The sequence below is a fragment of the Pseudomonas sp. S09G 359 genome, assembly GCF_002843605.1.
In the GTDB taxonomy this organism is placed as follows: Bacteria; Pseudomonadota; Gammaproteobacteria; order Pseudomonadales; family Pseudomonadaceae; genus Aquipseudomonas.
On record NZ_CP025263.1, the window covers coordinates 2,780,262 to 2,805,609 of the forward strand.

General features: G+C 61.6%; 22 protein-coding genes. 8 read left to right on the forward strand and 14 right to left on the reverse strand.

The genetic code is table 11. The features are described from left to right. Positions 1 to 37: 37 nt before the first annotated feature. From CXQ82_RS12500 to gloB, 10 genes are all read right to left on the reverse strand, one after another. Positions 38 to 2,500, reverse strand: coding sequence for a TonB-dependent receptor (locus CXQ82_RS12500; RefSeq protein ID WP_101269328.1), 2,463 nt, complete (start codon positions 2,498 to 2,500; stop codon positions 38 to 40). 97 nt (positions 2,501 to 2,597) lie between these two features. Beyond that, a complete protein-coding gene (locus CXQ82_RS12505; RefSeq protein WP_101269330.1) occupies positions 2,598 to 3,548 on the reverse strand; it encodes a FecR domain-containing protein in 951 nt (316 codons plus the stop codon). Further along, positions 3,545 to 4,066: a sigma-70 family RNA polymerase sigma factor gene (locus CXQ82_RS12510; protein WP_101269332.1), complete on the reverse strand. Its 522-nt coding sequence runs from the start codon at positions 4,064 to 4,066 to the stop codon at positions 3,545 to 3,547. Before CXQ82_RS12510 ends, CXQ82_RS12505 begins: the two co-directional genes overlap by 4 nt. Positions 4,067 to 4,223: 157 nt before the next feature. Beyond that, the gene (locus tag CXQ82_RS12515; protein ID WP_101269333.1) at positions 4,224 to 5,825 is read right to left on the reverse strand and encodes an ABC transporter ATP-binding protein; all 1,602 of its coding nucleotides are present in this window, start codon (positions 5,823 to 5,825) and stop codon (positions 4,224 to 4,226) included. A gap of 1 nt (position 5,826) precedes the next feature. Further along, positions 5,827 to 6,846 (reverse strand): ABC transporter permease, encoded by a 1,020-nt coding sequence (locus tag CXQ82_RS12520; protein ID WP_053134921.1) that lies wholly within the window; start codon positions 6,844 to 6,846, stop codon positions 5,827 to 5,829. Between the two features lies 1 nt (position 6,847). Next, complete coding sequence (locus CXQ82_RS12525) at positions 6,848 to 7,924, reverse strand: microcin C ABC transporter permease YejB (protein WP_101269335.1); 1,077 nt, start codon at positions 7,922 to 7,924, stop codon at positions 6,848 to 6,850. Further along, the gene (locus CXQ82_RS12530; RefSeq protein ID WP_101269337.1) at positions 7,925 to 9,763 is read right to left on the reverse strand and encodes an extracellular solute-binding protein; all 1,839 of its coding nucleotides are present in this window, start codon (positions 9,761 to 9,763) and stop codon (positions 7,925 to 7,927) included. Then, on the reverse strand, positions 9,760 to 11,589 hold the full coding sequence (locus tag CXQ82_RS12535) for an extracellular solute-binding protein (RefSeq protein WP_101269339.1): 1,830 nt from the start codon (positions 11,587 to 11,589) through the stop codon (positions 9,760 to 9,762). The genes CXQ82_RS12530 and CXQ82_RS12535 overlap by 4 nt, the downstream gene beginning before the upstream one ends. A 212-nt stretch (positions 11,590 to 11,801) precedes the next feature. Beyond that, on the reverse strand, positions 11,802 to 13,217 hold the full coding sequence (locus CXQ82_RS12540) for a transglycosylase SLT domain-containing protein (protein WP_101269341.1): 1,416 nt from the start codon (positions 13,215 to 13,217) through the stop codon (positions 11,802 to 11,804). A 98-nt stretch (positions 13,218 to 13,315) separates the two neighbouring features. After that, on the reverse strand, positions 13,316 to 14,083 hold the full coding sequence (gloB, locus tag CXQ82_RS12545; protein WP_101269343.1) for a hydroxyacylglutathione hydrolase: 768 nt from the start codon (positions 14,081 to 14,083) through the stop codon (positions 13,316 to 13,318). 65 nt (positions 14,084 to 14,148) lie between these two features. Between gloB and CXQ82_RS12550 the strand changes: the two genes are divergently transcribed. From CXQ82_RS12550 to CXQ82_RS12570, 5 genes are all read left to right on the forward strand, one after another. Then, the gene (locus CXQ82_RS12550) at positions 14,149 to 14,907 is read left to right on the forward strand and encodes a class I SAM-dependent methyltransferase (RefSeq protein WP_101269344.1); all 759 of its coding nucleotides are present in this window, start codon (positions 14,149 to 14,151) and stop codon (positions 14,905 to 14,907) included. A 30-nt stretch (positions 14,908 to 14,937) separates the two neighbouring features. Next, a complete protein-coding gene (gene rnhA / locus CXQ82_RS12555; RefSeq protein ID WP_003173571.1) occupies positions 14,938 to 15,390 on the forward strand; it encodes a ribonuclease HI in 453 nt (150 codons plus the stop codon). Between the two features lie 64 nt (positions 15,391 to 15,454). Next, positions 15,455 to 16,195 (forward strand): DNA polymerase III subunit epsilon, encoded by a 741-nt coding sequence (gene dnaQ / locus CXQ82_RS12560; protein WP_177409955.1) that lies wholly within the window; start codon positions 15,455 to 15,457, stop codon positions 16,193 to 16,195. A 205-nt stretch (positions 16,196 to 16,400) separates the two neighbouring features. After that, positions 16,401 to 18,656, forward strand: coding sequence for an Orn/Lys/Arg decarboxylase N-terminal domain-containing protein (locus CXQ82_RS12565; RefSeq protein ID WP_101269348.1), 2,256 nt, complete (start codon positions 16,401 to 16,403; stop codon positions 18,654 to 18,656). 8 nt (positions 18,657 to 18,664) lie between these two features. Further along, complete coding sequence (locus CXQ82_RS12570; RefSeq protein WP_101273774.1) at positions 18,665 to 19,240, forward strand: GNAT family N-acetyltransferase; 576 nt, start codon at positions 18,665 to 18,667, stop codon at positions 19,238 to 19,240. On the opposite strand, the gene CXQ82_RS12575 is transcribed toward CXQ82_RS12570, so the two are convergent. Further along, positions 19,233 to 20,126, reverse strand: a complete 894-nt coding sequence (locus CXQ82_RS12575) for a LysR substrate-binding domain-containing protein (RefSeq protein WP_101269350.1) — start codon at positions 20,124 to 20,126, stop codon at positions 19,233 to 19,235. The genes CXQ82_RS12570 and CXQ82_RS12575 overlap by 8 nt on opposite strands. Before the next feature lie 155 nt (positions 20,127 to 20,281). Between CXQ82_RS12575 and CXQ82_RS12580 the strand changes: the two genes are divergently transcribed. Further along, positions 20,282 to 20,623, forward strand: coding sequence for a hypothetical protein (locus tag CXQ82_RS12580; protein ID WP_101269352.1), 342 nt, complete (start codon positions 20,282 to 20,284; stop codon positions 20,621 to 20,623). Positions 20,624 to 20,686: 63 nt separating this feature from the next. Here CXQ82_RS12580 and CXQ82_RS12585 read toward each other — a convergent pair whose 3' ends face one another. Next, a complete protein-coding gene (locus tag CXQ82_RS12585) occupies positions 20,687 to 20,923 on the reverse strand; it encodes a hypothetical protein (protein ID WP_016979714.1) in 237 nt (78 codons plus the stop codon). A 226-nt stretch (positions 20,924 to 21,149) separates the two neighbouring features. On the opposite strand from CXQ82_RS12585, the gene CXQ82_RS12590 reads away from it, so the two are divergent. Beyond that, entirely contained in the window at positions 21,150 to 21,707 is a 558-nt protein-coding gene (locus tag CXQ82_RS12590) for an NADPH-dependent FMN reductase (RefSeq protein ID WP_101269354.1), read from the forward strand. Positions 21,708 to 21,761: 54 nt separating this feature from the next. Here CXQ82_RS12590 and poxB read toward each other — a convergent pair whose 3' ends face one another. Both poxB and CXQ82_RS12600 read right to left on the reverse strand, forming a co-directional pair. Then, positions 21,762 to 23,486 carry a ubiquinone-dependent pyruvate dehydrogenase gene (gene poxB / locus CXQ82_RS12595; protein WP_101269357.1) on the reverse strand — a complete coding sequence of 575 codons (1,725 nt, stop codon included), beginning with the start codon at positions 23,484 to 23,486 and terminating at the stop codon, positions 21,762 to 21,764. An 81-nt stretch (positions 23,487 to 23,567) separates the two neighbouring features. Beyond that, positions 23,568 to 24,797 carry an NADH:flavin oxidoreductase/NADH oxidase family protein gene (locus CXQ82_RS12600; protein WP_101269359.1) on the reverse strand — a complete coding sequence of 410 codons (1,230 nt, stop codon included), beginning with the start codon at positions 24,795 to 24,797 and terminating at the stop codon, positions 23,568 to 23,570. A 71-nt stretch (positions 24,798 to 24,868) separates the two neighbouring features. Here CXQ82_RS12600 and CXQ82_RS12605 point away from each other — a divergent pair, with 71 nt between their 5' ends. Beyond that, the gene (locus CXQ82_RS12605; RefSeq protein ID WP_101269361.1) at positions 24,869 to 25,276 is read left to right on the forward strand and encodes a MerR family transcriptional regulator; all 408 of its coding nucleotides are present in this window, start codon (positions 24,869 to 24,871) and stop codon (positions 25,274 to 25,276) included. The last annotated feature ends 72 nt before the right edge of the window (positions 25,277 to 25,348 follow it).

The following is a 25,348-nucleotide window of genomic DNA, read 5'->3' on the forward strand; positions in this document are numbered from 1 at the left end:
AGGGACGATCATTGCACACAGCGCCACGCCCGTCAGCTTAGAAGTCCCATCTGGTCGCCAACTGCAGGCTGCGGGGTTCGCCGTAGAACCCGGTGCTGAAGTTGTTCAGGCCGGTGTAGTACTTTTTATCGAACAGGTTTTTCACGTTGAGCGTGGTGCTCAGGTGATCGTTGAAGCGGTAGCGCGCCATCAGGTCCACCAGGTAGTAGCTGTCCTGGGTGATACGCGCGTCGTTGCCGAAGTTGACCGTGTCGTTCGGGTCGGGCTGGAACACATTGGCGAAGAATTCGCTCTGCCAGTTCACCCCGCCACCCACGGTGACGTTCTCCAGTGCACCCGGCAGGCGATAGGAGGTGAACAGACGCACCACCTGCTGCGGCGTGGTGGTTTTCAGTACGGAGCTGTACACGTAGCCATCATCGGCGTCACGGGTGTGTTGGTAGGTGTAGCCGGCCGACAGGTTCCAACCGTCCAGCACTTCGCCCGACAGTTCGGCCTCAAAGCCTTTGGTGGTGGCGCCAGCGATGGGGCGATACACCGAGTCGGTTTCGAAGCCCGAGACATACTCGGCCACGTTGTCCTGTTCGATGCGGAACGCGGCAACACTGGCATTCAGGCGCCCATCGTAGAACGCGGCCTTGAGCCCGGCCTCATAGGTTTGGCCTTCGACCGGGTCAAGCAGCTTGCGGTCGGCGTCCTTGCTGGTTTGGGGTTGGTAGATCTGGGTGTAACTGGTGTAGACCGACCAGGTGTCATTGAGGTCGTAGACGATTCCGGCGTAAGGCGTGACCACCCCACTTTGGTGATAGGTGGTGCGATTGTCGGTGGTGGTCGGGTCGTAGAAATCGGTAGTGTCGGAGCCGCTGAAAGTACTCACCCGCGCGCCGAGGATCACCGACAGGTCATCGGTGGGTTTCAGACGCGTGGCCAGGTAGGCCCCCGTCTGGCGTTGCACGATGTCGTTCTGGCCGGTGCGGGGGATGTCCGGCTTGGCGTATTCGCCCTGCCAGTCGAAGATGCTGCCGCCCACGCCAGGGTAGATCGAGCCGTACACCGGCACGTCCTGCTTCGAGCGGGTGGCCATAAAGCCCATGATCAATTCATGCTCGCGGCCGAACAGGCTGAACGGCCCGCTGATGTTGACATCCAGGGTGTTCTGCACCTGGTCGCCCTTGTATTTACCCATGAACATGTACATGCCTTCGCCGCTGACCGGGTCCGGGTTGCCGCCACTGGCGGAGCCCAGCAGGGTGTCATGTTGGCTGCGCTTGCGGTCGAGGCTGACCTTGAGCGACCAGTCATTCGCGAGTGTTTGCTTGAGCGAGACGAAGAGTGTCTGGTTCTGGAAGTCGCGACGGCTCCAGTCGGCGGCCGGGTTGAACGAACGCGAGAAATGCGTGCGCGAGCCGTCACTGAAGTACATCGGGAAACCGGTCCAGCTGGCGCCGCGTGAGCGGGTGTTCTGCTGGTCGATGCCGAAGGTCAGCAGGGTGTCGGGTGTCAGGTCGGCTTCGAGGATGCCGTAGGCAATATCCTTGGTGTTCTGGTAGTGGTCCAGGTACGACTGGCGGTCCTGGTACACGCCGACAAAGCGCCCGCGCACATTCCCCGACTCGGTCAAGGGGCCGGAGATATCACCCTCGGTGCGGTAGTTGTCCCATGAGCCGAAGGTCTGGGTGACCGAGGCCTTGAAGTCCTTGGTGGGCTTTTTGCGGATCAGGTTGACCGTGGCCGACGGGTCGCCGGAGCCGCTCAACAGGCCCGCCGAGCCCTTGATGATTTCCAGGTGATCGTATACCGCCATGTCGGTGCTGGTGGTGCCGTAGTCGTACACGCCGTCGTAGGTGGAGTTCACACCGTCGTACTGGAAGTTGGTGATGGGCAGGCCACGGCTGGAAAACTCCCAACGCTCGCTGTCGTAATTCTGCACGCTGACGCCGGGCGCGCGGCGCAGGGTGTCGGCGATGCTATTGGAGCCCTGGTCGTCCATCTGCTGGCGGGTGATCACGGTGACCGATTGTGGGGTTTCGCGCATCGACAGCGGCAGGCCGGTGGCCGAGGCCATGGAGCCCGTCGTGTAGGAATGGGTGTCTTCGGTGGTGGCGCCCAGGTCCTGGCCGGAAATGGTGGTGGCTCCCAGCTCCAGGGCGCCGGTGTTGGCCGGGATGAGTTCCAGTACGTAGCCGTTGTTGCCTTGGGGCTGGGCCTGCAGGCCGCTGCCCTGCAACAGGCGCTGCAAGCCGCCGGCCGGGGTGTAGTTTCCATTCAGGCCGGGGCTGGTTTTGCCGGCGGCGAGGCTGTTATGCCCGGCAATGAACACCCCTGACTGTTCGGCAAAGCTGTTCAGCACGCTGACCAGGGAGCCGGCGGCAATGTGGTAGCTGCGGCTGGTTTCCTGGGTCGAAGGTGCCTCGGCAGCCTGCGCCGTAGGTGCGCCGAGGCAAAACAGCGAGGTGGCCAGCGCGAGTGGGCGCAGCGCGAAGCGAGCAGGTTGCGGCATGAAGTTTCCCTTTGGATCAAATCGATCGGCGAAATAAAAGCGTCTGCAGGGTTAACCGAACGAGTGTTGAAAAAGGGAACCGGCGGCTGGAAGTTTTTTAGCGCGGGCCTACGGTGACCCACCAGGGCATCAACCGATCCACCCGAATCGGCAGCGCGGCTTGCAGCAGGTGCAAGGCGTGGTCGCTGTCCATCAGCGGGAAGGAACCCATCACCGGCAGTTGCGCCACGCCCGGGTCACAGCCCAGGTGGCCGGGGCGATAGCGGTTCAGTTCGGCCACCAGTTGGCCCAGCGGCAGGTTGTCGGCCAACAGCACGCCACGGCTCCAGGCTTCGCGGGCGGGAGAGGCCGGGGCGGTCGGTTTGAAGCCGTCGCCGGTGAACACCACTTGTTGACCTGTCTCGATGATGCGCACTTGCTGGTTGCGCGTACTGACCTGTACCCGGCCTTCAAACACATTGAGACGCGTGCGCTCGTCTTCGTGCACCACGCTGAAGCGGGTCCCCAGGGCCTGCAGGCGGCCGTGGTCGGTGTCCACCAGGAATGGGCGACTGGCATCCTTGGCCGTGTCGATCAGTACTTCGCCAAAACGCAGGTGCAGCAAACGTTGCGCGGCATCAAAACGCACGTCCAGCGCGCTCAGGGCGTTAAGCCATACGTGGCTGCCATCGGCCAGCAGCGCGTCGCGGGTTTCGCCGCTGGCGGTGGCGTAGTCGGCGCTCCAGCCGCCCACCAGCCGGGGCAGGGCGGTGTGGCGCCAACTGCCCCAGGCCAGCGTCGACCCGGTGCACAGCACCAGCAACGTCTTGAGGGTCTGGCGCCGCGAACTGCGCAAGGCACGGCCGGCGCCGTGGGTGTGCTCCATCAACGGCGCGAAACGCTGGCTGACTCGCTCCACATACTGCCAGGCGGCCAGGTGGTCGGGGTTCTGCGCGAGCCAGGCCTGCCAGCGTTGCTGCTCCTGGGCGCTGCCTTGATCCTGCAGGCGCACGTACCAGTGCGCGGCCTGTTCCAGGCTGGCATGGCTGAGCTGGCCCGACGGCTTCATTGCACCAGCATCCCGTCGAGTTCGGCTTCCAGGATTGCGCAGTGAAGCAGGGCCTGGGCCATGTACTTCTTGACCATGCGTTCACCCACGCCCAGTTGCGCGGCGACCTCTTTGTAGGGCATGCCGTGCAGTTGGGCCAGCAGGAAGGCCTCGCTGACCTTTTTGGGCAAGCGGGCGAGCATGGCGTCTACTTCGTAGAGGGTTTCGACGATGATGGCGCGCTGTTCCGGCGACGGTTGCACGTCCTGTGGGCGCAGGGCCAGGCTCTCGAGCCAGGCTTTTTCCAACTGCCGGCGGCGCCAGTGGTCGATGCACAGGCCGCGGGCAATGGTGGCGAGGTAGGAACGTTGGCGTACTTGGTCGGTGTCGATCGGGGGCCGGGTGAGGGTTCGGATAAAGGTGTCGTGGGCCAGGTCGGCGGCATCCCAGCGGTCATTCAGGCGCCGGCGCAGCAGGCCGAGCAGCCAGCTGTGGTGGGTGCCGTAGAGGTGGGTGAAAGAGGTCGACACAATAGCCATCCCGCGCAAAAGAATTGGCGTAAATAAGAATTGGTCGCGATTAAAGCAAAGGGAAAGGGTCCGCGCAAATGATATTGGTTTACTCCCAGGCAGGCTTGAGCGGGCAGAGCCAAGGGTGGGAGGGGCGAGCCCTCTCCCACCTGTTGACCGTGTTAGGTCAGGCGGGGACCAAGAACGCCGCCTCCAGCAACTGCCGCGTATAAGCATGCTGCGGGTCAGCAAAAATCGCCTTGGCATCGCCTTGCTCCACCACCTGGCCGTGCTTGACCACCATCAACTGGTGACTCAAGGCCTTCACCACCGCCAGGTCATGGCTGATAAACAGGTAGGTGAGGTTGTACTTGGCCTGCAGGCTGCGCAGCAACTCCACCACCTGGCGTTGCACCGTGCGGTCCAGCGCGGAGGTCGGTTCGTCGAGCAGGATCAGCCGTGGCTTGAGCACCAGCGCGCGGGCGATGGCGATGCGTTGGCGCTGGCCGCCGGAGAACTCGTGGGGGTAGCGATGGCGTGATTCCGGGTCCAGGCCGACTTCCTTGAGCGCGGCAATAATCGCCGCTTCCTGTTCGGCCGGGGTGCCCATCTTGTGAATGCGCAGGCCTTCGCCGACGATCTCGCTGACGCACATGCGCGGGCTCAAGCTGCCGAAGGGGTCCTGGAACACCACCTGCATTTCCCGGCGCAGCGGGCGTACTTGCTGCTGGGTCAGCTTGTCCAACTGCTGGCCCTCGAAGCGAATCCCACCCTTGCTGGCGATCAAACGCAGAATCGCCAGGCCCAGGGTAGATTTCCCCGAGCCGCTTTCGCCGACGATGCCCAGGGTCTGGCCCTGGGGCAGGCTGAAATTGATGCCATCCACCGCCTTGACGTAATCCACGGTGTTGCGCAAAAAGCCCTTCTTGATCGGGAACCACACCTTCAAGTCATCGACTTCCAGCAACGGCGGCCCCACCGCGTTGCCGGCCGGCCCACCGCTGGGCTCCGCCGCCAGCAATTCCTGGGTATAAGGGTGCTGGGGCGACTGGAACAGCGTCTCGCACTCGGCCTGTTCAACGATGCAACCCTGCTGCATCACGCACACCCGATGGGCGATGCGGCGCACCAGGTTGAGGTCATGGCTGATCAGCAGCAGTGCCATGCCCAAACGCGCCTGCAGCTCCTTGAGCAGCTCCAGAATCTTCAACTGCACCGTCACGTCGAGGGCGGTGGTTGGCTCATCCGCAATCAGCAACTCCGGCTCGTTGGCCAGGGCCATGGCGATCATCACGCGCTGGCGTTGGCCACCGGACAGCTCATGGGGCAGGGCCTTGAGGCGTTTGTGCGGTTCGGGGATGCCCACCAGTTCCAGCAGCTCCAGGGTGCGCTGGGTGGCAACCTTGCCGGTGAGCCCTTTGTGCAGGCCGAGCACTTCATTGATCTGCTTTTCGATGGAGTGCAGCGGGTTCAACGAGGTCATCGGCTCCTGGAAGATCATCGCGATGCGGTTGCCGCGAATATGCCGCAGGGTTTTTTCCTTGAGGGTCAGCAGGTCTTGCCCGGCATATTCGATGGTGCCGCTCGGGTGCCGCGCCAGCGGGTAGGGCAGCAGGCGCAGGATGGAATGGGCCGTCACCGATTTGCCGGAGCCGCTTTCACCCACCAGCGCGATGGTTTCACCGCGCTTGATATCGAAGCTGATGTTGTTGACCACGCGGTGCTGGTGTTCGCCAGTGACGAACTCGACACTGAGGTCGCGGATTTCGATCAGATTGTCCTGATTCATCTCATTTCCTCGGGTCGAAGGCATCGCGAGCGGACTCGCCGATAAACACCAGCAAACTCAACATGATCGCCAGCACGGCGAAGGCACTCATGCCCAGCCATGGCGCCTGCAGGTTGGATTTGCCTTGGGCCACCAGCTCACCGAGGGACGGCGAACCGGCGGGCAGGCCGAAGCCAAGGAAGTCCAGGGCGGTGAGGGTGCCGATGGCGCCGGTGAGAATGAACGGCATGAACGTCATGGTCGAGACCATGGCGTTGGGCAGAATGTGGCGGAACATGATCGCGCCGTTCTGCATGCCCAGCGCCCGTGCCGCGCGCACGTACTCCAGGTTACGCCCGCGCAGGAACTCGGCGCGCACCACGTCCACCAGGCTCATCCACGAGAACAACAGCATGATCCCCAGCAGCCACCAGAAGTTGGGCTGCACGAAGCTGGCGAGGATGATCAACAGGTACAGCACCGGCAACCCGGACCAGATCTCCAGGAAGCGTTGCCCGGCCAGGTCGACCCAGCCGCCATAGAAACCCTGCAAGGCACCGGCGATCACGCCGATGATCGAGCTGAGCACGGTGAGGGTCAGGGCAAATAGCACCGACACGCGAAAGCCATAGATCACCCGCGCGAGCACATCGCGGCCCTGGTCATCGGTGCCCAGCAGGTTGACGCTGGACGGCGGCGCAGGGGCCGGCACTTTCAGGTCGTAGTTGATGCTCTGGTAGCTGAACGGAATCGGCGCCCACAGCGTCCAGGCGTCCTTGGCCTTGAGCAACTCTTGGATATACGGGCTCTTGTAGTTGGCCTCCAGCGGGAATTCGCCGCCAAAGGTGGTCTCCGGGTAGCGCTTGAGCGCCGGGAAATACCAGTCGCCGTCGTAATGCACGGCCAGCGGTTTGTCGTTGGCGATCAGCTCCGCGCCCAGGCTGAGCCCGAACAGGATCAGGAACAGCCACAGCGACCACCAGCCACGCTTGTTGGCCTTGAAACGCTCGAACCGACGGCGATTGAGGGGGGACAGGTTCATCTCAATGCTCCCGGCTGGCGAAGTCGATACGCGGATCGACCAGGGTGTAGGTGAGGTCGCCGATCAGTTTCACGATCAGCCCCAGCAGGGTGAAGATAAACAGGGTGCCGAAGACTACCGGATAGTCACGGTTGATCGCCGCTTCAAAACTCATCAGGCCCAGGCCGTCGAGGGAGAAGATCACTTCCACCAGCAGCGAGCCGGTGAAGAAAATCCCAATGAACGCTGAGGGGAAACCGGCGATCACCAGCAGCATCGCATTGCGGAATACATGGCCGTAGAGCACGCGGTGGTTGGTCAGGCCCTTGGCCTTGGCGGTGACCACGTACTGCTTGTTGATCTCGTCGAGAAAGCTGTTTTTGGTCAGCAGGGTCATGGTCGCGAAGTTGCCGATCACCAGCGCGGTGATCGGCAGCGCCAGGTGCCAGAAGTAGTCGAGGATCTTGCCGCCCCAGCTCAGTTCATCGAAGTTGTTGGAGGTCAGCCCGCGCAAGGGGAACCAGTCGAAATAACTGCCCCCGGCAAACACCACGATCAGCAGGATCGCAAACAGGAACGCCGGGATTGCATAGCCGACGATGATCGCCGAACTGGTCCACACATCAAAATGGCTGCCGTGCCGGGTGGCCTTGGCGATCCCCAGTGGGATCGACACCAGGTACATGATCAGCGTGCTCCATAACCCGAGGGAGATGGACACCGGCATCTTTTCCTTGATCAGGTCGATGACCTTGGCGTCGCGGAAGAAGCTGTCGCCAAAGTCCAGGCGGGCGTAGTTCTTGACCATGATCCACAAGCGTTCCGGCGCCGATTTGTCGAAGCCGTACATCTTCTCGATTTCCTTGATCAGCGCCGGGTCCAGGCCCTGGGCGCCACGGTAGCTGCTGGAGCCGGCCACCGACACCTCGGCACCGCCGCCGGCAATGCGGCTGGTGGCGCCTTCAAAGCCTTCGAGCTTGGCGATCATCTGTTCCACCGGACCACCGGGGGCGGCCTGGATGATGATGAAGTTGATCAGCAGGATGCCGAACAGCGTGGGGATGATCAGCAACAGGCGGCGAACAATATAGGCCAGCATTTAATCGCCTCCGCTCGCCGGATCGGCGGTCTGGGTGGTATCGAGTGGGACCGCCGGCTTGGCGTCTGGCTTGGCCCACCAGGTGGCGGTGCCGACGTCATAGCGCGGCGGGGTTTTCGGGTGGCCGAGATGGTCCCAGTACGCCACGCGGAAGGTCTTGATGTGCCAGTTGGGGATCACGTAGTAGCCAAATTGCAGCACCCGGTCCAGGGCCTTGGCATGCGCCACCAGGCTTTGGCGCGAGTCGGCGTCGATCAACTCTTCCACCAGTTGGTCCACGGCCGGGTCCTTGAGCCCCATGTAGTTGCGGCTGCCGGGTTTGTCGGCGCTGGAGGACTTCCAGAATTCGCGCTGCTCGTTACCCGGCGAGGTGGATTGCGGGAAGCTGCCCACCAGCATGTCGAAGTCGCGCGAACGCAGGCGGTTGACGAACTGCGAGACGTCGACCCGGCGGATTACCAGGTCGATGCCGAGGTCGGCCAGGTTGCGCTTGAAGGGCAGCAGGATGCGTTCGAATTCGGTCTGGGCCAGCAGGAACTCGATGGTTACCGGCTTGCCGGTGGTATCGACCATTTTGTCGTCGACGATGCGCCAGCCGGCCTCCTGCAACAGTTGGTAGGCCTCGCGTTGTTGGGTGCGGATCATGCCGCTGCCGTCGGTTTTGGCCGGTGCAAAGGCCTGGGTGAAGACCTCGGCGGGGATCTTGTCGCGCAGCGGTTCGAGGATCTTCAGCTCATCCGGGCCGGGCAGGCCGGTGGCGGCCATTTCCGAGTTTTCGAAGTAACTGCGGGTGCGCGTGTAGGCACCGTTGAACAGCTGTTTGTTGCTCCACTCGAAATCCAGCAACAGGCTGATGGCCTTGCGCACGCGCACATCCTGGAACATTTGCTTGCGCGTGTTGAACACGAAACCCTGCATGCCGGTGGGGTTGCCGTTGGGGATTTCTTCCTTGATCAGCCGGCCTTCGGCAACCGCAGGAATGTTGTAGGCGTTGGCCCAGTTCTTCGCGCTGAACTCCAGCCAATAGTCGAACTGCCCGGCCTTCAAGGCTTCCAGCGACACGGTGCTGTCGCGGTAGTAGTCGGTGATGCGGTTGTCGAAGTTGTAGAAACCCTGGGTGATCGGCAAGTCCTTGGCCCAGTAATCCTTGACCCGCTCATAGCGGATCATGCGCCCGGCCTTGACCTCGGCGACCTTGTACGGTCCGCTGCCCAGCGGCACTTCGAGGTTGCCCTTGGCAAAGTCCCGCGTGGCCCACCAGTGCTTGGGCAATACCGGCAGTTGCCCGAGGATCAACGGTAATTCGCGGTTATTGGTGCGTTTGAACTTGAACAGCACCCGCAAAGGGTCTTCGGCGACCACTTCGTCGACGTCGGCGTAATAGGTGCGGTAGATCGGCGAGCCTTCCTTGATCAGTTCCTGGAAGGTGAACACCACGTCTTCGGCACGGATCGGGTGGCCGTCATGGAAACGCGCCTCGGGGCGCAGGTAGAAGCGTACCCAGCTGTTGTCCGGGGCCTTTTCGATCTTGCCGGCGACCAGCCCGTATTCGGTGATCGGTTCATCCAGGCTTTGCATGGCCAGGGTGTCGTAGATCAGGCTGACGTTGTCGGCCGGCACGCCCTTGCTGATAAACGGGTTGAGGCTGTCGAAGCCGCCCATGCTCGATTCGCGGAAAGTCCCGCCCTTGGGGGCCTTCGGATTGACGTAGTCGAAGTGCTTGAAGTCGGCGGGGTATTTCGGCGGTTCGTTGTACAGCGTCAACGCATGTTGCGGCGCGGCCTGGGCCGCGGAACACAGCAACAGGCTGGCGATCAGTGCTTGGCGCAAACACATCATTGGGCTTTCTCCGAAGCTTTCAGCCACCATGCGCTCAGGCCCAGGCTGTAGGGCGGCGTGGTGACAAAGGCGAACCGGTTGCGGTACGCCAGGCGATGATAGTTGAGGTACCAGTTGGGAATGCTGTAGTGCTGCCACAGCAGCACCCGGTCGAGGGCGCGGCCGGCGGCCAGTTGCTCTTCGCGGGTCTGCGCGGCCAGCAGTTGTTCCAGCAGGTGATCGACGACGGGGTTGTTGATGCCTGCGTAGTTCTTGCTGCCCTTGATCGCGGCCTGGCTGGAGTGGAAGTACTGCCACTGCTCAAGGCCGGGGCTCAAGGTCTGGTTGAGGGTGATCAGGATAATGTCGAAGTCGAACTGATCCAGGCGCTGTTTGTACTGCGCGCGGTCGACGGTACGCAGGCGCGCGTCGATGCCGATGCTGATCAGGTTCTCGACGTAGGGCTGCAGGATGCGCTCCAGGTTCGGGTTGACCAGCAGGATCTCGAAGCGCAGCGGTTGCCCATCCTTGTTCAGCAGGCGTTGGCCCGACAACTTCCAACCGGCGTCGCCCAACAGGCCCAGGGCACGGCGCATGGTGTCGCGGGGGATGCCGCGCCCGTCGGTCTGGGGCAGGCTGAACGGCTGGGTGAACAGGTTGGCGGGCAGTTGATCGCGATACGGCGAGAGCATCAGCCATTCGTGCCCGGTGGGTACGCCGGTCGCCGAAAATTCGCTGTTGGGGTAGTAGCTCAAGGTACGTTTATAGGCGCTGCTGAACAGGGTGCGGTTGGTCCATTCGAAGTCGAACATCAACCCCAGGGCTTCGCGCACCTTGGTCTGGCTGAAGGTCGGCCGGCGGCTGTTCATGAACAGGCCCTGGCTCTGGGTCGGGATCTGGTGGGCGATCTGCGCCTTGATCACGTCGCCACGGTTGACCGCCGGGAAGTTGTAGCCATTGGCCCAGTTTTTGGCCTGGTGCTCGATATAGATATCGAACTCGCCGGCCTTGAAGGCTTCGAACGCCACGTCGCTGTCGCGGTAGAACTCCACCTCGACCTTGTTGTAGTTATAGAAGCCCTGGTTGACCGGCAGGTCCTTGCCCCAGTAGTCCTTGACCCGCTCGAACACCAGTTGCCGGCCCGGGGTGACCTTGCTGATGCGGTAGGGCCCGCTACCCAGGGGCGGCTCGAAAGTGGTGGCCTTGAAGTCGCGGTCTTTCCAGTAATGCTGGGGCAACACCGGCAGCTCGCCCAGGCGCAAGATCAGCAACGGGTTGCCGGCGCGCTTGAAGACAAAACGGATGCGATGGCGGTTGAGGATGTCGACCCGCGCCACTTCCTGCAGGTTGGTGCGGTATTGCGGGTGGCCTTCGGTCAGCAGGGTGCGATAGGAAAACGCCACGTCATAGGCCGTAATCGGCTTGCCATCGTGAAAGCGTGCTTCGGGGCGCAGGTTGAACACCACCCAGCTGCGGTCCTCGCTGTATTCCACCGACTGGGCGATCAACCCGTAGCTGGACGTCGGCTCATCGCCGGACGGCGCGTACTGGCCGGTGCCGACCATCAACGGCTCGTTCAGCTCGTTGACGCCGTATTGCAGGAAATTGGGCGTGGAAACCGGGCTTGAGCCCTTGAAGGTGTAGGGGTTGAGCGTATCGAAGGTGCCAAATGCCATGACCCGCAAGGTCCCGCCTTTCGGCGCTGCAGGGTTTACCCAGTCGAAGTGGGTGAATTTGGCCGGGTACTTGAGCGTGCCGAACTGCGTGTAACCGTGGCTTTCGGTAATCGTCGCGTTCGCACCAAAGCTCAAGGCCAGACTTATTAGTAGAAGGAGGGGACGCTTCAAGTCAGAGATCCGATCCAGGCGGCTTGGGCTTTATGATCGGTACAGTAACAGCTTGTTCCGGTTGGAAAAAGCCGCTCGGAACCAGCGCAGATCCAATGTGGGAGGGGGCCTGCCCCCGATAGCGGTGTATCAGCCAATGAATCGGGTGGCTGACAGACTGCTATCGGGGGCAAGCCCCCTCCCACAATTAGCTTGGCGGTGCTCTTGAGGCTTTAACGCGGCCCTGAAACCACCAGCATCTGCCCCGGCTTCAGCGCCTGGCCAGTGCGCGGGTTCCAGCGCTTGAGATGTTGCATCTCGACATTGAAACGCTTGGCGACGATGTACAGCGAGTCGCCTTTCTTGACCTTGTATTGCACCGGCTTCTTGCTGTCGGCCTTGGCCACCAGCTTGCGCGTGTCCTGCATCACCAGGGTCTGGCCGACCTTGAGGGCCTGGCCGTTGAGCTTGTTCCAGCGCTGCAGGTCATGCACATCCACCTTGTTCGCCTTGGCGATCAACGTAAGGTTGTCGCCACTGCGCACCTTGTAGTTGCGGGTGCGCCCGGCCACTCGCGCCGTCTCGACTTCGTCGAATACCTGCTTTTTCGGGCGCATGGCCAGCAATTCTTCCGGCTTCATCGTCGAAAGCGTGCTGGTCAACAGTTGCGCCTTGGAGCTGGGCACCAACAAATGCTGGGGGCCGTCCAGGGTGGTGCGTTGCTTGAGCGCCGGGTTGAGCTGGAACAGCTCGTCTTCGTCGATTTCGGCCAGCGCGGCAACCCGTGACAGGTCCATGCTTTGCTTGACTTCAACCACTTCGAAATACGGTGTGTTGGCGATCGGGCTCAGGTTCACGCCATAGGCCTCGGGAGCCAGCACCACCTGGGACAGCGCCAGGAACTTGGGCACGTAGTCCTTGGTTTCCTGGGGCAGGGGCAGGTTCCAGTAGTCGGTAGGCAAGCCGAGCTTCTCGTTGCGCTCGATGGCGCGGCTGACCGTGCCTTCGCCGGCGTTATAGGCCGCCAGGGCCAGCAGCCAGTCGCCGTTGAACATATCGTGCAGACGGGTCAGATAGTCCAGGGCGGCGGTGGTGGAGGCGGTGATGTCGCGGCGGCCGTCGTAGGCACGGGTCTGGCGCAGGTTGAAGTAGCGCCCGGTGGAGGGGATGAATTGCCACAGGCCGACCGCATCGCTGCGCGAATAGGCCATCGGGTTGTAGGCACTTTCAATCACTGGCAGCAGCGCCAGCTCCAGGGGCATGTTGCGTTCTTCAAGGCGTTCGACGATGTAATGAATATAGAGACTGCCGCGTTCACCGGCGTTCTCCAGGAAGGATGGGTTGCTGGCGAACCATAAGCGCTGTTGCTCGATGCGCGGGTTGACGCCCAGGCCTTCCTGCATTTGGAAGCCCCGTCGCATGCGTTCCCAGACATCCTGGGGTACTTCGGGAGCTGGCTTTTCCGACAGCCAGATAACCGGTTTCTGTTTGATCTTGGCGCTGAGGTTAGGCTTGGGTTGCACGGTGGATTGTGCGGTGAAATTGCTTGATTGGCAGCCCGCCAGTGTGGCGGACACAGCCACCGCCACAGCTTGAGCCAGGCGGGTCAATGCGTCTGAAGAAATGGATTTACGAATAGATGACGACATTGGCTGGAAGTAAGTTCCGGGCAAAAATGTCGGGCGATTCTAGAAAGCGCTTGGGTTGCGGTCAACCATTCAGAAATTACGTATCAGATTGCGTGCGCTTAGAACTTATCTTTCCACGCCCTCAAGCTAGCAAACACCTCGGCCCCAGAGCGGTTGTCGCGGCCATTCCGTTCGTCCGCTTTTTCTTTAACGGATGTTTCAGCGGTGCGCAGAAAAGGGTTAGTACGTTTTTCCAGGGCCAGGTTGGAGGGTAAAGTCATCTCGCCGCGGGCCCGCAATTGCTGGACGTGTTCCACCCGTTCGGCGATATCGGCATTGTCCGGTTCCACGGCCTGGGCAAACTTGAGGTTGCTTTGTGTGTATTCGTGGGTGCAATACACCAGTGTCTCGGCGGGCAGGGCGGCCAAGCGCTCCAGTGAGGTGTGCATCTGTTGCGGGGTGCCTTCGAACAAACGGCCGCAGCCGGCGGCGAACAGGGTGTCGCCACACAAAAGCACGCCCGGGTGATAAAAGGCGATATGGCCCAAGGTGTGGCCGGGCACGGCGTAGACATCGAAGTCCCAGCCCAGCACGTTGATGCGGTCGTTATCTTGCAAGGCCACGTCCCGCGCCGGGATGTTTTCATTGGCCGGGCCGTAGACGGTGGCACCAGTCAGGCTTTTGAGCTGTTCGACACCGCCGACATGGTCGTGGTGATGGTGGGTGACCAGGATGTCGCTCAAGGCCCACTGTGGGTTCTGTTTGAGCCAGGCCAGCACGGGCGCGGCGTCGCCAGGGTCGACCACGACGCAGCGTTGGGTGTGCGGGTCCTGTAACAACCAGATGTAGTTATCGGTGAAGGCGGGCAGGGCACTGATCTGTATCATTCTTCGATTCGCCAAGCTGAACACATTGGTGCATCTTAGAACGTCTAGGCGAGTTGGAGAATGCAATGACTGATAAAGCGTTCGCCCAGGCCGATCCTGAGTGGCTGGCCCTGATCAGTGCGGCCCGCGAATGGCTGTCCGGGCCGATTGGGCAATTTTTGCTGGATGAAGAACGGCGCATGCTCGAAGACGAGCTGGGGCGGTTCTTCGGCGGTTACCTGGTGCACTACGGCCCGTCGGCCCAGACCCCGCCCGCCGCGCCGCAGGTGCAGCGCAATGTGCGCCTGGGCGCGCCGTTGCCAGGGGTGGAAATTGTCTGTGAGGAGCAGGCCTGGCCGCTGAGCGAGCACGCCGCCGATGTGGTGGTGTTGCAGCATGGCCTGGATTTCTGCCTGTCACCTCACGGTTTGCTGCGCGAAGCGGCGAGCAGTGTGCGCCCGGGGGGGCATTTGCTGATTATCGGCATCAACCCCTGGAGCAGTTGGGGCCTGCGCCACGTGTTCGCCCATGACGGCCTGCGCCAGGCGCGTTGCATCTCGCCCTCACGAGTGGGCGACTGGTTGAACCTGCTGGGCTTCGCGCTGGAGAAACGCCGCTTCGGGTGCTATCGTCCGCCGCTTGCCTCGACCAAGTGGCAAGGCCGCCTGGCCGGCTGGGAACGCCGCGCGGGTGCCTGGCAACTGTCGGGTGGCGGCTTCTATTTATTGGTCGCGCGCAAGATCGTGGTTGGCCTGCGCCCCGTGCGCCAGGTACGCCGTGAGCCTATGGGCAAGCTGGTACCGATGCCGATGGCCAAGGTCAATCGCAAGCAAAGCGAACCGTAAAACCTCTTTTGAATTCAGACCGAGCAACCGATGACCGATAGCGTAGAACTCTTCACCGATGGCGCCTGCAAAGGCAACCCAGGCCCTGGCGGCTGGGGCGCATTGCTGGTGTGCAAGGGCGTGGAGAAGGAGTTGTGGGGTGGCGAAGCCAATACCACCAACAACCGTATGGAGCTGATGGGCGCCATTCGCGGCCTGGAAGAACTCAAGCGGCGTTGCAATGTGCTGTTGGTGACCGACTCGCAATACGTGATGAAGGGCATCAACGAGTGGATGGTCAACTGGAAGAAGCGCGGCTGGAAGACCGCTGCCAAGGAACCGGTTAAAAATGCCGACCTGTGGCAATTGCTCGACGAGCAATGCAATCGCCATGACATCACCTGGAAGTGGGTACGCGGGCACATCGGCCATCCGGGTAACGAACGCGCCGACCAGCTTGCCAACCGTGGCGTGGACGAAGTGCGCGGCTACAAGCAGAGCTGATGCCCGTCACGTGTTAAGATCACGCCCTTTGTATACCACCGTTGAGAGCTGAACCCTGATGGCCATCCGATCTGTTGTACTCGATACCGAAACCACCGGCATGCCGGTGACCGACGGCCACCGGATCATTGAAATCGGCTGTGTTGAGCTGATGGGTCGGCGCCTTACCGGGCGGCACTTCCACGTCTACCTGCAGCCGGACCGTGACAGTGACGAAGGTGCCATCGGCGTCCACGGTATCACCGACGAGTTCCTCAAGGGCAAGCCGCGCTTCGCCGAGGTCGCCGATGAATTTTTTGAATTCATCAACGGCGCCCAGTTGATCATCCATAACGCGGCGTTCGACGTTGGTTTCATCAACAACGAATTTGCCCTGATGGGGCAAACGGAACGCGCGGATATTTCCCAGCACTGCTCGATTCTCGACACCTTGATGATGGCCAGGGAGCGTCACCCCGGCCAGCGCAACAGCCTCGATGCGTTGTGCAAACGGTATGGCGTCGACAACTCCGGCCGTGAACTGCACGGCGCCTTGCTCGACTCCGAGATTCTCGCCGACGTCTACCTGACCATGACCGGTGGGCAGACCAGCCTGTCGCTGGCGGGTAATGCCTCCGACGGCAGCGGCTCGGCAGAGGGTTCGGGCAACCGTCCCTCGGAAATCCGTCGCCTGCCGGCAGACCGCACGCCCACCACGATCATCCGCGCCAGTGAGCAGGACCTGGCCGAGCACGCAGCGCGGTTGGAAGCGATTGCGAAGTCGGCGGGCGCACCGGCGTTGTGGTCCCAGCTGACCCAGCAATAACCCCTGACTGAATACGGTCAAAAATGTGGGAGCGGGCTTGCTCGCGAATGCGGTATACCAGTCACTGGATGAGTCGACTGAACTACCGCATTCGCGAGCAAGCCCGCTCCCACAGTTGATCTCCATCGTCGGCAAAATCTTCATTCGCCACATCCCGTCCCAGCTTCTACCCTTGAGTGCATAGCCCTCAGGACTACAAGCACTCATGTACAAAGACCTGAAGTTCCCCGTTCTGATCGTGCACCGTGACATCAAGGCCGACACCGTTGCCGGTGACCGGGTCCGAGGCATCGCCAAAGAGCTGGAACAGGAGGGCTTCAGTATCTTTTCCGCGGTGGACTACGCCGAAGGCCGGCTGGTGGCCTCCACCCATCATGGCCTCGCGTGCATGCTGATTGCCGCCGAAGGCGCCGGCGAAAACACCCACTTGCTGCAAAACATGGTCGAACTGATCCGCCTGGCGCGGCTGCGGGCGCCAAACCTGCCGATCTTCGCTTTGGGCGAACAAGTGACCCTGGAAAACGCGCCAGCCGATGCCATGAGCGAACTCAACCAACTGCGCGGCATCCTGTACCTGTTCGAAGACACGGTGCCGTTTTTGGCCCGGCAAGTGGCCCGTGCGGCGCGCAGCTACCTGGATGGCCTGTTGCCGCCTTTTTTCAAAGCCCTGGTGCAACACACCGCCGACTCCAACTATTCCTGGCATACCCCCGGCCATGGTGGTGGCGTGGCCTACCGCAAAAGTCCGGTAGGGCAGGCGTTTCATCAGTTCTTCGGGGAAAATACGCTGCGCTCGGATTTGTCCGTATCGGTGCCCGAACTGGGTTCATTGCTCGATCACACCGGGCCCCTGGCCGAAGCCGAGGCCCGCGCCGCGCGCAATTTCGGCGCCGACCATACCTTCTTCGTGATCAACGGCACATCCACCGCCAACAAGATTGTGTGGCACTCCATGGTGGGGCGCGATGACCTGGTGCTGGTCGACCGCAATTGCCACAAGTCGGTGTTGCACTCGATCATCATGACCGGCGCGATCCCGCTGTACCTGTGCCCGGAGCGCAACGAACTGGGGATCATCGGCCCTATACCGCTGAGCGAGTTCAGCCCCGAGTCGATCCGCGCCAAGATCGATGCCAGCCCGCTGGCCCGTGGCCGTCCGCCCAAGGTCAAGCTGGCGGTGGTCACCAACTCCACTTACGACGGCTTGTGTTACAACGCCGAGCTGATCAAGCAGCAATTGGGCAATAGTGTCGAGGTGTTGCACTTTGACGAGGCCTGGTATGCCTATGCGGCGTTTCATGAGTTCTTTGCCGGGCGCTACGGCATGGGCACCTCGCGCACCCCGGACAGCCCGTTGGTGTTCACCACCCATTCCACCCACAAGCTGCTGGCGGCGTTCAGCCAGGCCTCGATGATTCACGTGCAGGACGGCGGCGCGCGCCAGTTGGACCGCGACCGTTTCAACGAAGCGTTCATGATGCATATCTCCACCTCGCCGCAGTACAGCATCATTGCGTCATTGGACGTGGCCTCGGCGATGATGGAAGGCCCGGCGGGGCGCTCGCTGTTGCAGGAAATGTTCGACGAGGCCCTGAGTTTTCGCCGCGCCCTGGCCAACCTGCGCCAGCACATTGCTGCCGAAGACTGGTGGTTTTCCATCTGGCAGCCGCCGTCGGTGGCCGGTATCGACCGGGTGGCGACGGCGGATTGGCTGCTGCAACCCGAGGATGACTGGCACGGCTTTGGCGACGTCGCCGAGGATTACGTGCTGCTGGATCCCATCAAAGTGACCTTGGTGATGCCCGGCTTGAACGCCGGGGGCGCCTTGAGCGATTGCGGAATCCCTGCGGCAGTGGTCAGCAAATTCCTTTGGGAGCGTGGGCTGGTGGTGGAAAAGACCGGGCTGTATTCCTTCCTCGTGCTGTTTTCCATGGGCATCACCAAAGGCAAATGGAGTACCTTGCTCACCGAGTTGCTGGAGTTCAAACGCAATTACGACGCCAATGTCAGCCTGGCCAGTTGTTTGCCATCGGTGTTTGCCCAAGGCCCACTGCGTTATCAGGGCCTGGGTTTGCGCGACCTGTGCGATCAGTTGCATAGCTGTTACCGTAGCAACGCGACCGCCAAGCACCTCAAGCGGATGTACACGGTGTTGCCGGAAATCGCGATGAAACCGGCAGATGCCTACGACCAACTGGTCAAGGGCGAAGTGGAGGCCGTGTCCATCGATGCCTTGCCGGGGCGTATCGCCGCGGTGATGCTGGTGCCTTACCCGCCCGGCATTCCGCTGATCATGCCGGGTGAGCGTTTCACCGAGTCGACGCGATCGATTATTGACTACCTGGCCTTTGCCCGGACGTTCGATAGCAGTTTTCCCGGTTTTGTCGCCGATGTGCATGGGTTGCAACACGAAGATGACGGCAGTGGTCGTTGTTACACCGTCGACTGCATCAAGGGTTAAAAATGTTTATGCAAGCTGTAATGAACCCGAAGTATCCGGGGCTCAGTGTTCGCGTCGCCGACGAAGGCTTCGATGCCTACGTGTGGGGCAATGACTTCAGCTTTGAGGTCAGCGCCTACGGTGAGCCGCAGATGGGCAAGCGCGTCGATCAGTGGCCCGTGGAGCGCATCGTGCCGTACCGCAAGTGCTACGGCATCGACCCCGAAGAGTTCGCCAGTTTTCGCGACGCGCCGGACAGTGCAATCTTCATGGCCTACCTGGATGATCGTGCGGTCGGGCATATCGTGGTCAGTACCAATTGGAACGGTTTTGCCCATGTCGACGAGTTGGCGGTGGTCTTGCCCGCGCGTCGGCACGGGGTGGCCAAGGCCTTGCTGGATGTGGCGCAGTTCTGGAGCCGCAAGAAAAACCTGCCGGGCATGATGCTCGAAACCCAGAACAACAACCTCGGGGCCTGCCGCTTGTATGAACGTTGCGGCTATGTGATGGGCGGGATCGACCACCTGCGCTATCGCGGCATCGACCCGCAAACCCGTGAAGTGGCGATTTTCTGGTACCGACTGTTCAATGTCGCTGCTACATAAGAATCAGGCCTTCAGCCTTCTGCGCAACGATTTCCAGCAGCGCATTCAGTGCCGGTGAGGCCGTGGCCTCCTTGAGCGTCAGCGCATACAGGCTCACAGCTATCGGCGGCGACACCGGGCACGCATCCAACCCCGCCTCGCGCGCGCCGTAAGCGGTGAACGGGTCGACAATCGCCAGGCCTTCTCCTGCTTCCACCATGCTGCGCATCATCTGGTAGGTCTGCACCCGCGTCTGCACCACCGGCAGCGGGCGCAAGGCTTGCAGCTTGGCGTCCAACTGGCGGCTGAGCGGGTCTTGGCCTTCAAGGCCGATCATCGACTGGCCGGCCAGGTCCTGCAGCGCAATGTACTTCTGCTTGGGCTTGAGCCAGCCGTGGGGGGCGAGCAGTTGCAGTTTGCCTTGGGCCAGCACGCGGCTGTGGATTTGCGCGTGTTCCGGGTCGTGCAGGCTCAGGCCCACGTCGGCGTCGCGCAGCAGCAGGCTCCTGACGATGTCCCGGGTCGGCTGGCTCGACAGGTTGCAGGGCGTGTCCTGAAAGCGCCGACGCAGCAACGCAATGCTTTGCGGCAACAACTGATTGGCCAGGGGCGGCGTGCACAGGGCGCGCAGGGTTGGGGCGTGGTGGTGTTTCAAGCGGCTGGCCAGGCGCTGCACGGGTTCCAGCGCTTCATACACATGGGCGATTTCGGCCTGCAGCTCCAGGGTCTCGCGGGTGGCTTGCAAGCGCCCCCGCACGCTGGCGAACAGCATGAAGCCCAATTGCTGCTCGGCGTCCTTGAGCGCTGCCTCTACATCGCCCACGGGGAGTTGCAACCATTCGGCGGCCGTGCCGAGGTGTCCGGTCTGCAAGATGGCCTGAATCACTTCGATATGACGTAAACGCATCGCCGGAGTCTATGTGCAGTGCGGTGGGGTTTCAATGGCACAGGCCGGCCAGCGCAAAAAAGACTGCGCGGTGATCTGGTGTTCGGCCCAGACCGCATTAGAATGGCTCGACTGATCACTGACGACCATTACAACAAAAACAGGTCCGGTCCCACATGCCTATGCCCTCGAGCTTCCTCGGGGTAACGGCCAAGCAACTCCTGGTCCTGGTGACCGTAGGGTGCGTGGCTGCTTATCTCTTCAGCAATCACGACGAAACCACGCCGGAAAACCTCGCGCTCGAAACGTTTATCCGTTCCCAGGAGCAGGTGGGCGAGCAGGTCGGTGCCGTGCTGGGCATGACAATGGTCAGGCAGGTAGTTGCGTATCCCGCAAACAATTCGCCAGGCTACAAGCGCTTGATGTATGCGGTGGAGGGCGAGCGGGGGCGGGTGCTGGTGACGCTCAAGCAGGTGGAGGGTGAGGCGCTGGAAGTGACGGAGCTGCGCAAGCCCTGATCGCCCGGCCCAGTCGATGCCGTCAATGGCCAGGACTGAGCAGGTACGTTCGGGGGATCGAACTTATGACGCGAGGGTAGTTTGCGATTCGCGCACGAGAATGGTGCCCGACTGGATCAGTTTGAACTCATCGCCTTCCAGTTTTTCTACACGGTCGCCAATGGCCAGCTTGTAGGTGGTGGTAGGGGCCGAGCCAGCCAGGTCGCCTTGCGCCGGGTTGGATTCCTGGAATTCATGCACCGAGTACACGCGTCCTTCTGCGTCTCTGGCATGAAACTGTCCGACTAGTACTGCTGCCATCTGTTTAGAACCTCTGGAGATAAACACTCGATTTGCGGTTCTGTAGACCGTCATAGAGCGGGGTAGTTTACCTATGGGGAAAAATAAAATTCGCTGATGTTTTCAGACGATTCCTACGCATTGAACAACGAAACAAGCGCCCGGCGAATTATCACAACCTTCTGGTGATCGCGCCGTGAAGCCTCTATAACTACAAGCTCCTTTAGTCAGACGTCGGGAAACCTCAATGAGCAAGGTCTACACGATTGCCGTCCTGGTTGGCAGCTTGAGAAAAGACTCGATCAACCGCAAAGTCGCGCTGGCATTGGCCGAACTGGCCCCTGCCAACCTGAAGTTGAACATTGTGGAAATTGGCGATTTACCGCTCTACAACGAAGACATCGACGGTGCGACACCGCCGGCAGCCTACAGTACTTTCCGTCAACAGGTGAGTTCATCCGACGCGGTGTTGTTCGTGACCCCCGAATACAACCGCTCCGTGCCCGCGCCGTTGAAGAATGCGATTGACGTGGGTTCCCGCCCCTATGGGCAAAGCGCCTGGAGTGGCAAGCCGGGGGCGATCATCAGTGTGTCGCCGGGCGCCATTGGCGGTTTTGGCGCCAATCATCACCTGCGCCAGTCGCTGGTGTTCCTCGATGTACCGTGCATGCAGCAACCGGAAGCCTACCTGGGCGGCGCCGGCAGCGTGTTTGACGAGTCGGGAAAAGTCTCGGAAAAGACCAAGCCGTTCTTGCAGGCTTTTATTGATGCCTACAGCAAGTGGGTAGAAAAACAACACGGCTGATCTGACAATCAAAACAACCGTGGGAGGGGCTTGCTCCCCTCCCACAGTTTCAGATCAGCGCAACCAGTTAGTGCGCGCTAGCTCAATCACTTCATCCCCACGCCCGCTCATCACCGCCTTGAGCATGTACAGGCTGAAGCCCTTGGCCTGTTCCAGCTTGATGCTCGGCGGCATCACCAGTTCCTGAGTGGCCGTGACCACATCCACAAGCACCGGGCCATCATGGGCCAGGGCGCGGCGCAGGGCCGGTTCGAGGTCTTCGGATTGCTCCACGCGAATGCCGAGGATACCCATGGCGTTGGACATGGCGGCGAAGTCCGGATTTTTCAGCTCGGTGCCGGCGTCCAGATAGCCCGCTGCCTTCATTTCCATGGCGACAAAACCCAGGGATGAGTTATCGAACACGATGACTTTGACCGGCAGCTTCAGCTGCGCCAACGAGATGAAATCCCCCATCAGCATGGCGAAGCCACCGTCGCCGGACATCGAGATTACCTGCCGCTCGGGGAACGCTGCCTGTGCGCCGATGGCCTGGGGCATGGCGTTGGCCATGGAGCCGTGGTTGAACGAGCCAATCAGGCGGCGCTTACCGTTCATCTTCAAGTAACGCGCGGCCCACACGGTCGGTGAACCGACGTCGGCGGTAAAGATGGCATCGTCGCTCGCCAGTTCGCTGAGCAAGCGCGCCACGTATTGCGGGTGGATAGGGCGGTTGGCCTTGGACGGCTGCGCCAAGTCATCCAGCCCCTGGCGGGCTTTGGTGTAATGCTTGAGCGATGTGTCGAGAAAGCTGCGATCGGTCTTGCGCGTCAGGCGCGGCAGCAGGGCGTCGATGGTTTCACTCACATCCGCAGCGATGCCCAGGTCCAGCGTGGCGCGGCGGCCCAAGGCCTGGGGGTTGCGGTCGACCTGGATGATCTTGGCGTCAGTGGGGTAGAACTGGCGATAGGGGAAGTCGGTGCCGAGCATGATCAACGTGTCGCAGTCGAGCATGGCGTGGTAGCCGGAGCTGAAACCGATCAGGCCGGTCATGCCCACATCGAACGGGTTGTCCCACTCCACGTGCTCCTTGCCGCGCAGGGCGTGTACCACGGGCGCGCCCAGCGTGTCGGCCAGGGCCACCACTTGATCATGGGCGCCGGCGCAACCGCTGCCGCACAGCAGGGTGACTTTCTGGCTGCTTTGCAGGATCTCGGTGAGGCGTTGCAGGTCTGGTTCCGCCGGCAACGTGCGCGGCGCGTGCAGGGCTGGCCACGGCTTGAGTTTGTCTTCCACTTCGAGCAGCGACACATCCCCCGGAATCACCACCACCGCCACGCCGCGATTGAGGATCGCCGAGCGCATGGCGCGATGCAGCACCTGGGGCATCTGCTCGGGGTTGGTCACCAACTCGATAAAGTGGCTGCACTCCTTGAACAGTTCCTGGGGATGGGTTTCCTGGAAGTAGTTGAGGCCAATCTCGGACGACGGAATCTGTGCAGCAATCGCCAGCACCGGCACATGGTTGCGGTGGCAGTCGAACAGACCATTGATCAAGTGCAGGTTGCCCGGCCCGCAACTGCCGGCGCACACGGTCAGCTCACCGGTGGCGGCCGCTTCGGCGCCGGCGGCGAAGGCGGCGACTTCTTCGTGGCGCACGTGCATCCATTCGATGCTGTCCATGCTGCGCAACGCATCAGTCAGGCCGTTGAGGCTGTCGCCGGTCAGGCCCCAGATGCGCTTGATACCCGCCTGTTCAAGGGTGGTCGCCAGCTGCTGGGCCAGGTTGATTTTCGCCATGAAGAACTCCAATCGTCAGTGAGGTTAAAAACTGCTGATCAATAGGGGACAGTTCGATCACGGCGAATGCTCCGCCTTAAATCATGAAGATTGCGTCATGGCCGCGCGGTATTGCCGGGTGCGCCGCGCGATAAACCATTGGTCGCGCACCAACGCCAGCCAGGGGGAGGCGTTGGCATTGGGCAGGCGGCCACGGCTCAGGCGGCGCATCTGGTCACGCACCACGGCCAGGGTGGCGAGGGACGCCAGGGGTTTGCGCTTCCAGTCGATGGGCTTGAGTTGCGGGTTGAGGTCGCGGCCCTCGCGCCAATGCTTGATCAGTTGTGGCTCCAGGGTCAGGGCGGTGGCGATGCCGGCTATGGCGATGCCGCTGTCCAGCACCTGTTGCACGATGGGCAGGCGGCGGATGCCACCGGTGACCATCACGGGCATGGCGGCGACGCTGGCCATGTGTGCGGCGAATTCCAGGAAGTACGCCTCACGGGCCAGGGTGCGGCCGTCCCGCGCTTCGCCTTGCATGGCCGGGGCTTCGTAGCTGCCGCCGGACAATTCCAACAGGTCGATGGGCAGCGGGTTGAGCATTTCCACCACCGCATGGGCATCTGCTTCATCGAAGCCGCCGCGCTGGAAGTCGGCCGAATTGAGTTTTACCGCCACGCAAAACGACGGGCTGACGCTGGCGCGCACGGCGTGAATCACTTCCAGCAGCAGGCGTGCACGGTTTTCCAGGGTGCCACCCCAGCGGTCGGTGCGGTGGTTGCTCAAAGGCGAGAGAAACTGGCTGAGCAAATAGCCGTGGGCGCCGTGGATCTGCACGCCGGTAAATCCGGCTTTCTCGGCCAGGCGCGCGCTGGTGGCGAAACGCTTGATCACCTCCTGGATGTTGTCTTCGGTCATGGCCGTCGGCTTGGCGAACATCTTGGAAAAACCGCCCAGGTCCAGCGCGATGGCAGACGGTGCCAGTGCCTGCTGACCCAGGTTGGCCATGGTCTGGCGCCCCGGATGGCTGAGCTGCACCCAGAAGTGCACGCCCTTGGCCCGGGCTACGTCGGCCCATTCGCGGAAGCTGGCCAGGTGCTGTTCGTCTTCCAGGGCCACGCCGCCTGGGCCGGTCATGGCGCGGCGGTCAACCATGACGTTGCCGGTGATCAGCAGGCCGGGTTCACCGTCTGCCCAAGCCTTGTACAGCTGCTTCAACTCGCGGGACGGCGCCTGGTTGGCATCAGCCATATTTTCTTCCATCGCCGCCTTGGCGATACGGTTGGCGATGACTTGGCCGTTGGGCAGTTGCAAGGCTTCAAAGGGTGACATGGGTTGACTCCTGAACGGGGGAGGCCTCAGGCTAAGCTTAAAGTTAACTTTAATGTCAAGCAGGTGTCGGGATGAACATTGGTGAGCTGGCAAAACAGAGTGGGCTGGCGGCGTCGCGTATTCGTTTTTATGAGGCTGAAGGGCTGATCAACCAAGTTGGGCGTCAGGCCAATGGCTATCGGCGTTACCCGGCGGAAGCCTTGCAAACCTTGCAATTGATTCAGAGCGCGCAGCAGGCCGGGTTTACTTTGCAGGAACTCAAGGCATTGATGCCCGCGCCGGGTGAGCACAAGCGCGAAGCGTTGATCGAGGCGCTGGAGCGTAAGGTGGTGCAGATCGAAGGGATGCAGGCGCAACTGGCCCACAGCAAGGCGCAATTGCTCGGCGTGATCGAGGCGGTGCGGGCGCAACCGGAAGGGGTACCGTGCTCCATGGAGCAGAAGCAGGTGCTGGCGTCGATCAAGATTGGTCGACAGTAAGCAGATCCAAATGTGGGAGGGGGCTTGCCCCCGATAGCGGTGAGTCAGTCATGTAACCGTTGACTGACACTT

Bases quoted from the DNA above. Each gene is read 5' to 3' on its own strand.
- rnhA (WP_003173571.1), top strand. From the start codon at position 14,938: ATGACCGATAGCGTAGAACTCTTCACCGATGGCGCCTGCAAAGGCAAC.
- poxB (WP_101269357.1), bottom strand. From the start codon at position 23,486: ATGGCGAAAATCAACCTGGCCCAGCAGCTGGCGACCACCCTTGAACAG.
- CXQ82_RS12605 (WP_101269361.1), top strand. From the start codon at position 24,869: ATGAACATTGGTGAGCTGGCAAAACAGAGTGGGCTGGCGGCGTCGCGT.
- CXQ82_RS12520 (WP_053134921.1), bottom strand. From the start codon at position 6,846: ATGAACCTGTCCCCCCTCAATCGCCGTCGGTTCGAGCGTTTCAAGGCC.
- CXQ82_RS12550 (WP_101269344.1), top strand. From the start codon at position 14,149: ATGACTGATAAAGCGTTCGCCCAGGCCGATCCTGAGTGGCTGGCCCTG.
- CXQ82_RS12580 (WP_101269352.1), top strand. From the start codon at position 20,282: ATGCCTATGCCCTCGAGCTTCCTCGGGGTAACGGCCAAGCAACTCCTG.
- CXQ82_RS12600 (WP_101269359.1), bottom strand. From the start codon at position 24,797: ATGTCACCCTTTGAAGCCTTGCAACTGCCCAACGGCCAAGTCATCGCC.
- CXQ82_RS12590 (WP_101269354.1), top strand. From the start codon at position 21,150: ATGAGCAAGGTCTACACGATTGCCGTCCTGGTTGGCAGCTTGAGAAAA.
- CXQ82_RS12505 (WP_101269330.1), bottom strand. From the start codon at position 3,548: ATGAAGCCGTCGGGCCAGCTCAGCCATGCCAGCCTGGAACAGGCCGCG.
- CXQ82_RS12510 (WP_101269332.1), bottom strand. From the start codon at position 4,066: ATGGCTATTGTGTCGACCTCTTTCACCCACCTCTACGGCACCCACCAC.
- CXQ82_RS12570 (WP_101273774.1), top strand. From the start codon at position 18,665: ATGCAAGCTGTAATGAACCCGAAGTATCCGGGGCTCAGTGTTCGCGTC.
- CXQ82_RS12585 (WP_016979714.1), bottom strand. From the start codon at position 20,923: ATGGCAGCAGTACTAGTCGGACAGTTTCATGCCAGAGACGCAGAAGGA.
- CXQ82_RS12515 (WP_101269333.1), bottom strand. From the start codon at position 5,825: ATGAATCAGGACAATCTGATCGAAATCCGCGACCTCAGTGTCGAGTTC.
- CXQ82_RS12540 (WP_101269341.1), bottom strand. From the start codon at position 13,217: ATGTCGTCATCTATTCGTAAATCCATTTCTTCAGACGCATTGACCCGC.
- CXQ82_RS12565 (WP_101269348.1), top strand. From the start codon at position 16,401: ATGTACAAAGACCTGAAGTTCCCCGTTCTGATCGTGCACCGTGACATC.
- CXQ82_RS12575 (WP_101269350.1), bottom strand. From the start codon at position 20,126: ATGCGTTTACGTCATATCGAAGTGATTCAGGCCATCTTGCAGACCGGA.
- CXQ82_RS12525 (WP_101269335.1), bottom strand. From the start codon at position 7,924: ATGCTGGCCTATATTGTTCGCCGCCTGTTGCTGATCATCCCCACGCTG.
- CXQ82_RS12530 (WP_101269337.1), bottom strand. From the start codon at position 9,763: ATGATGTGTTTGCGCCAAGCACTGATCGCCAGCCTGTTGCTGTGTTCC.
- CXQ82_RS12500 (WP_101269328.1), bottom strand. From the start codon at position 2,500: ATGCCGCAACCTGCTCGCTTCGCGCTGCGCCCACTCGCGCTGGCCACC.
- gloB (WP_101269343.1), bottom strand. From the start codon at position 14,083: ATGATACAGATCAGTGCCCTGCCCGCCTTCACCGATAACTACATCTGG.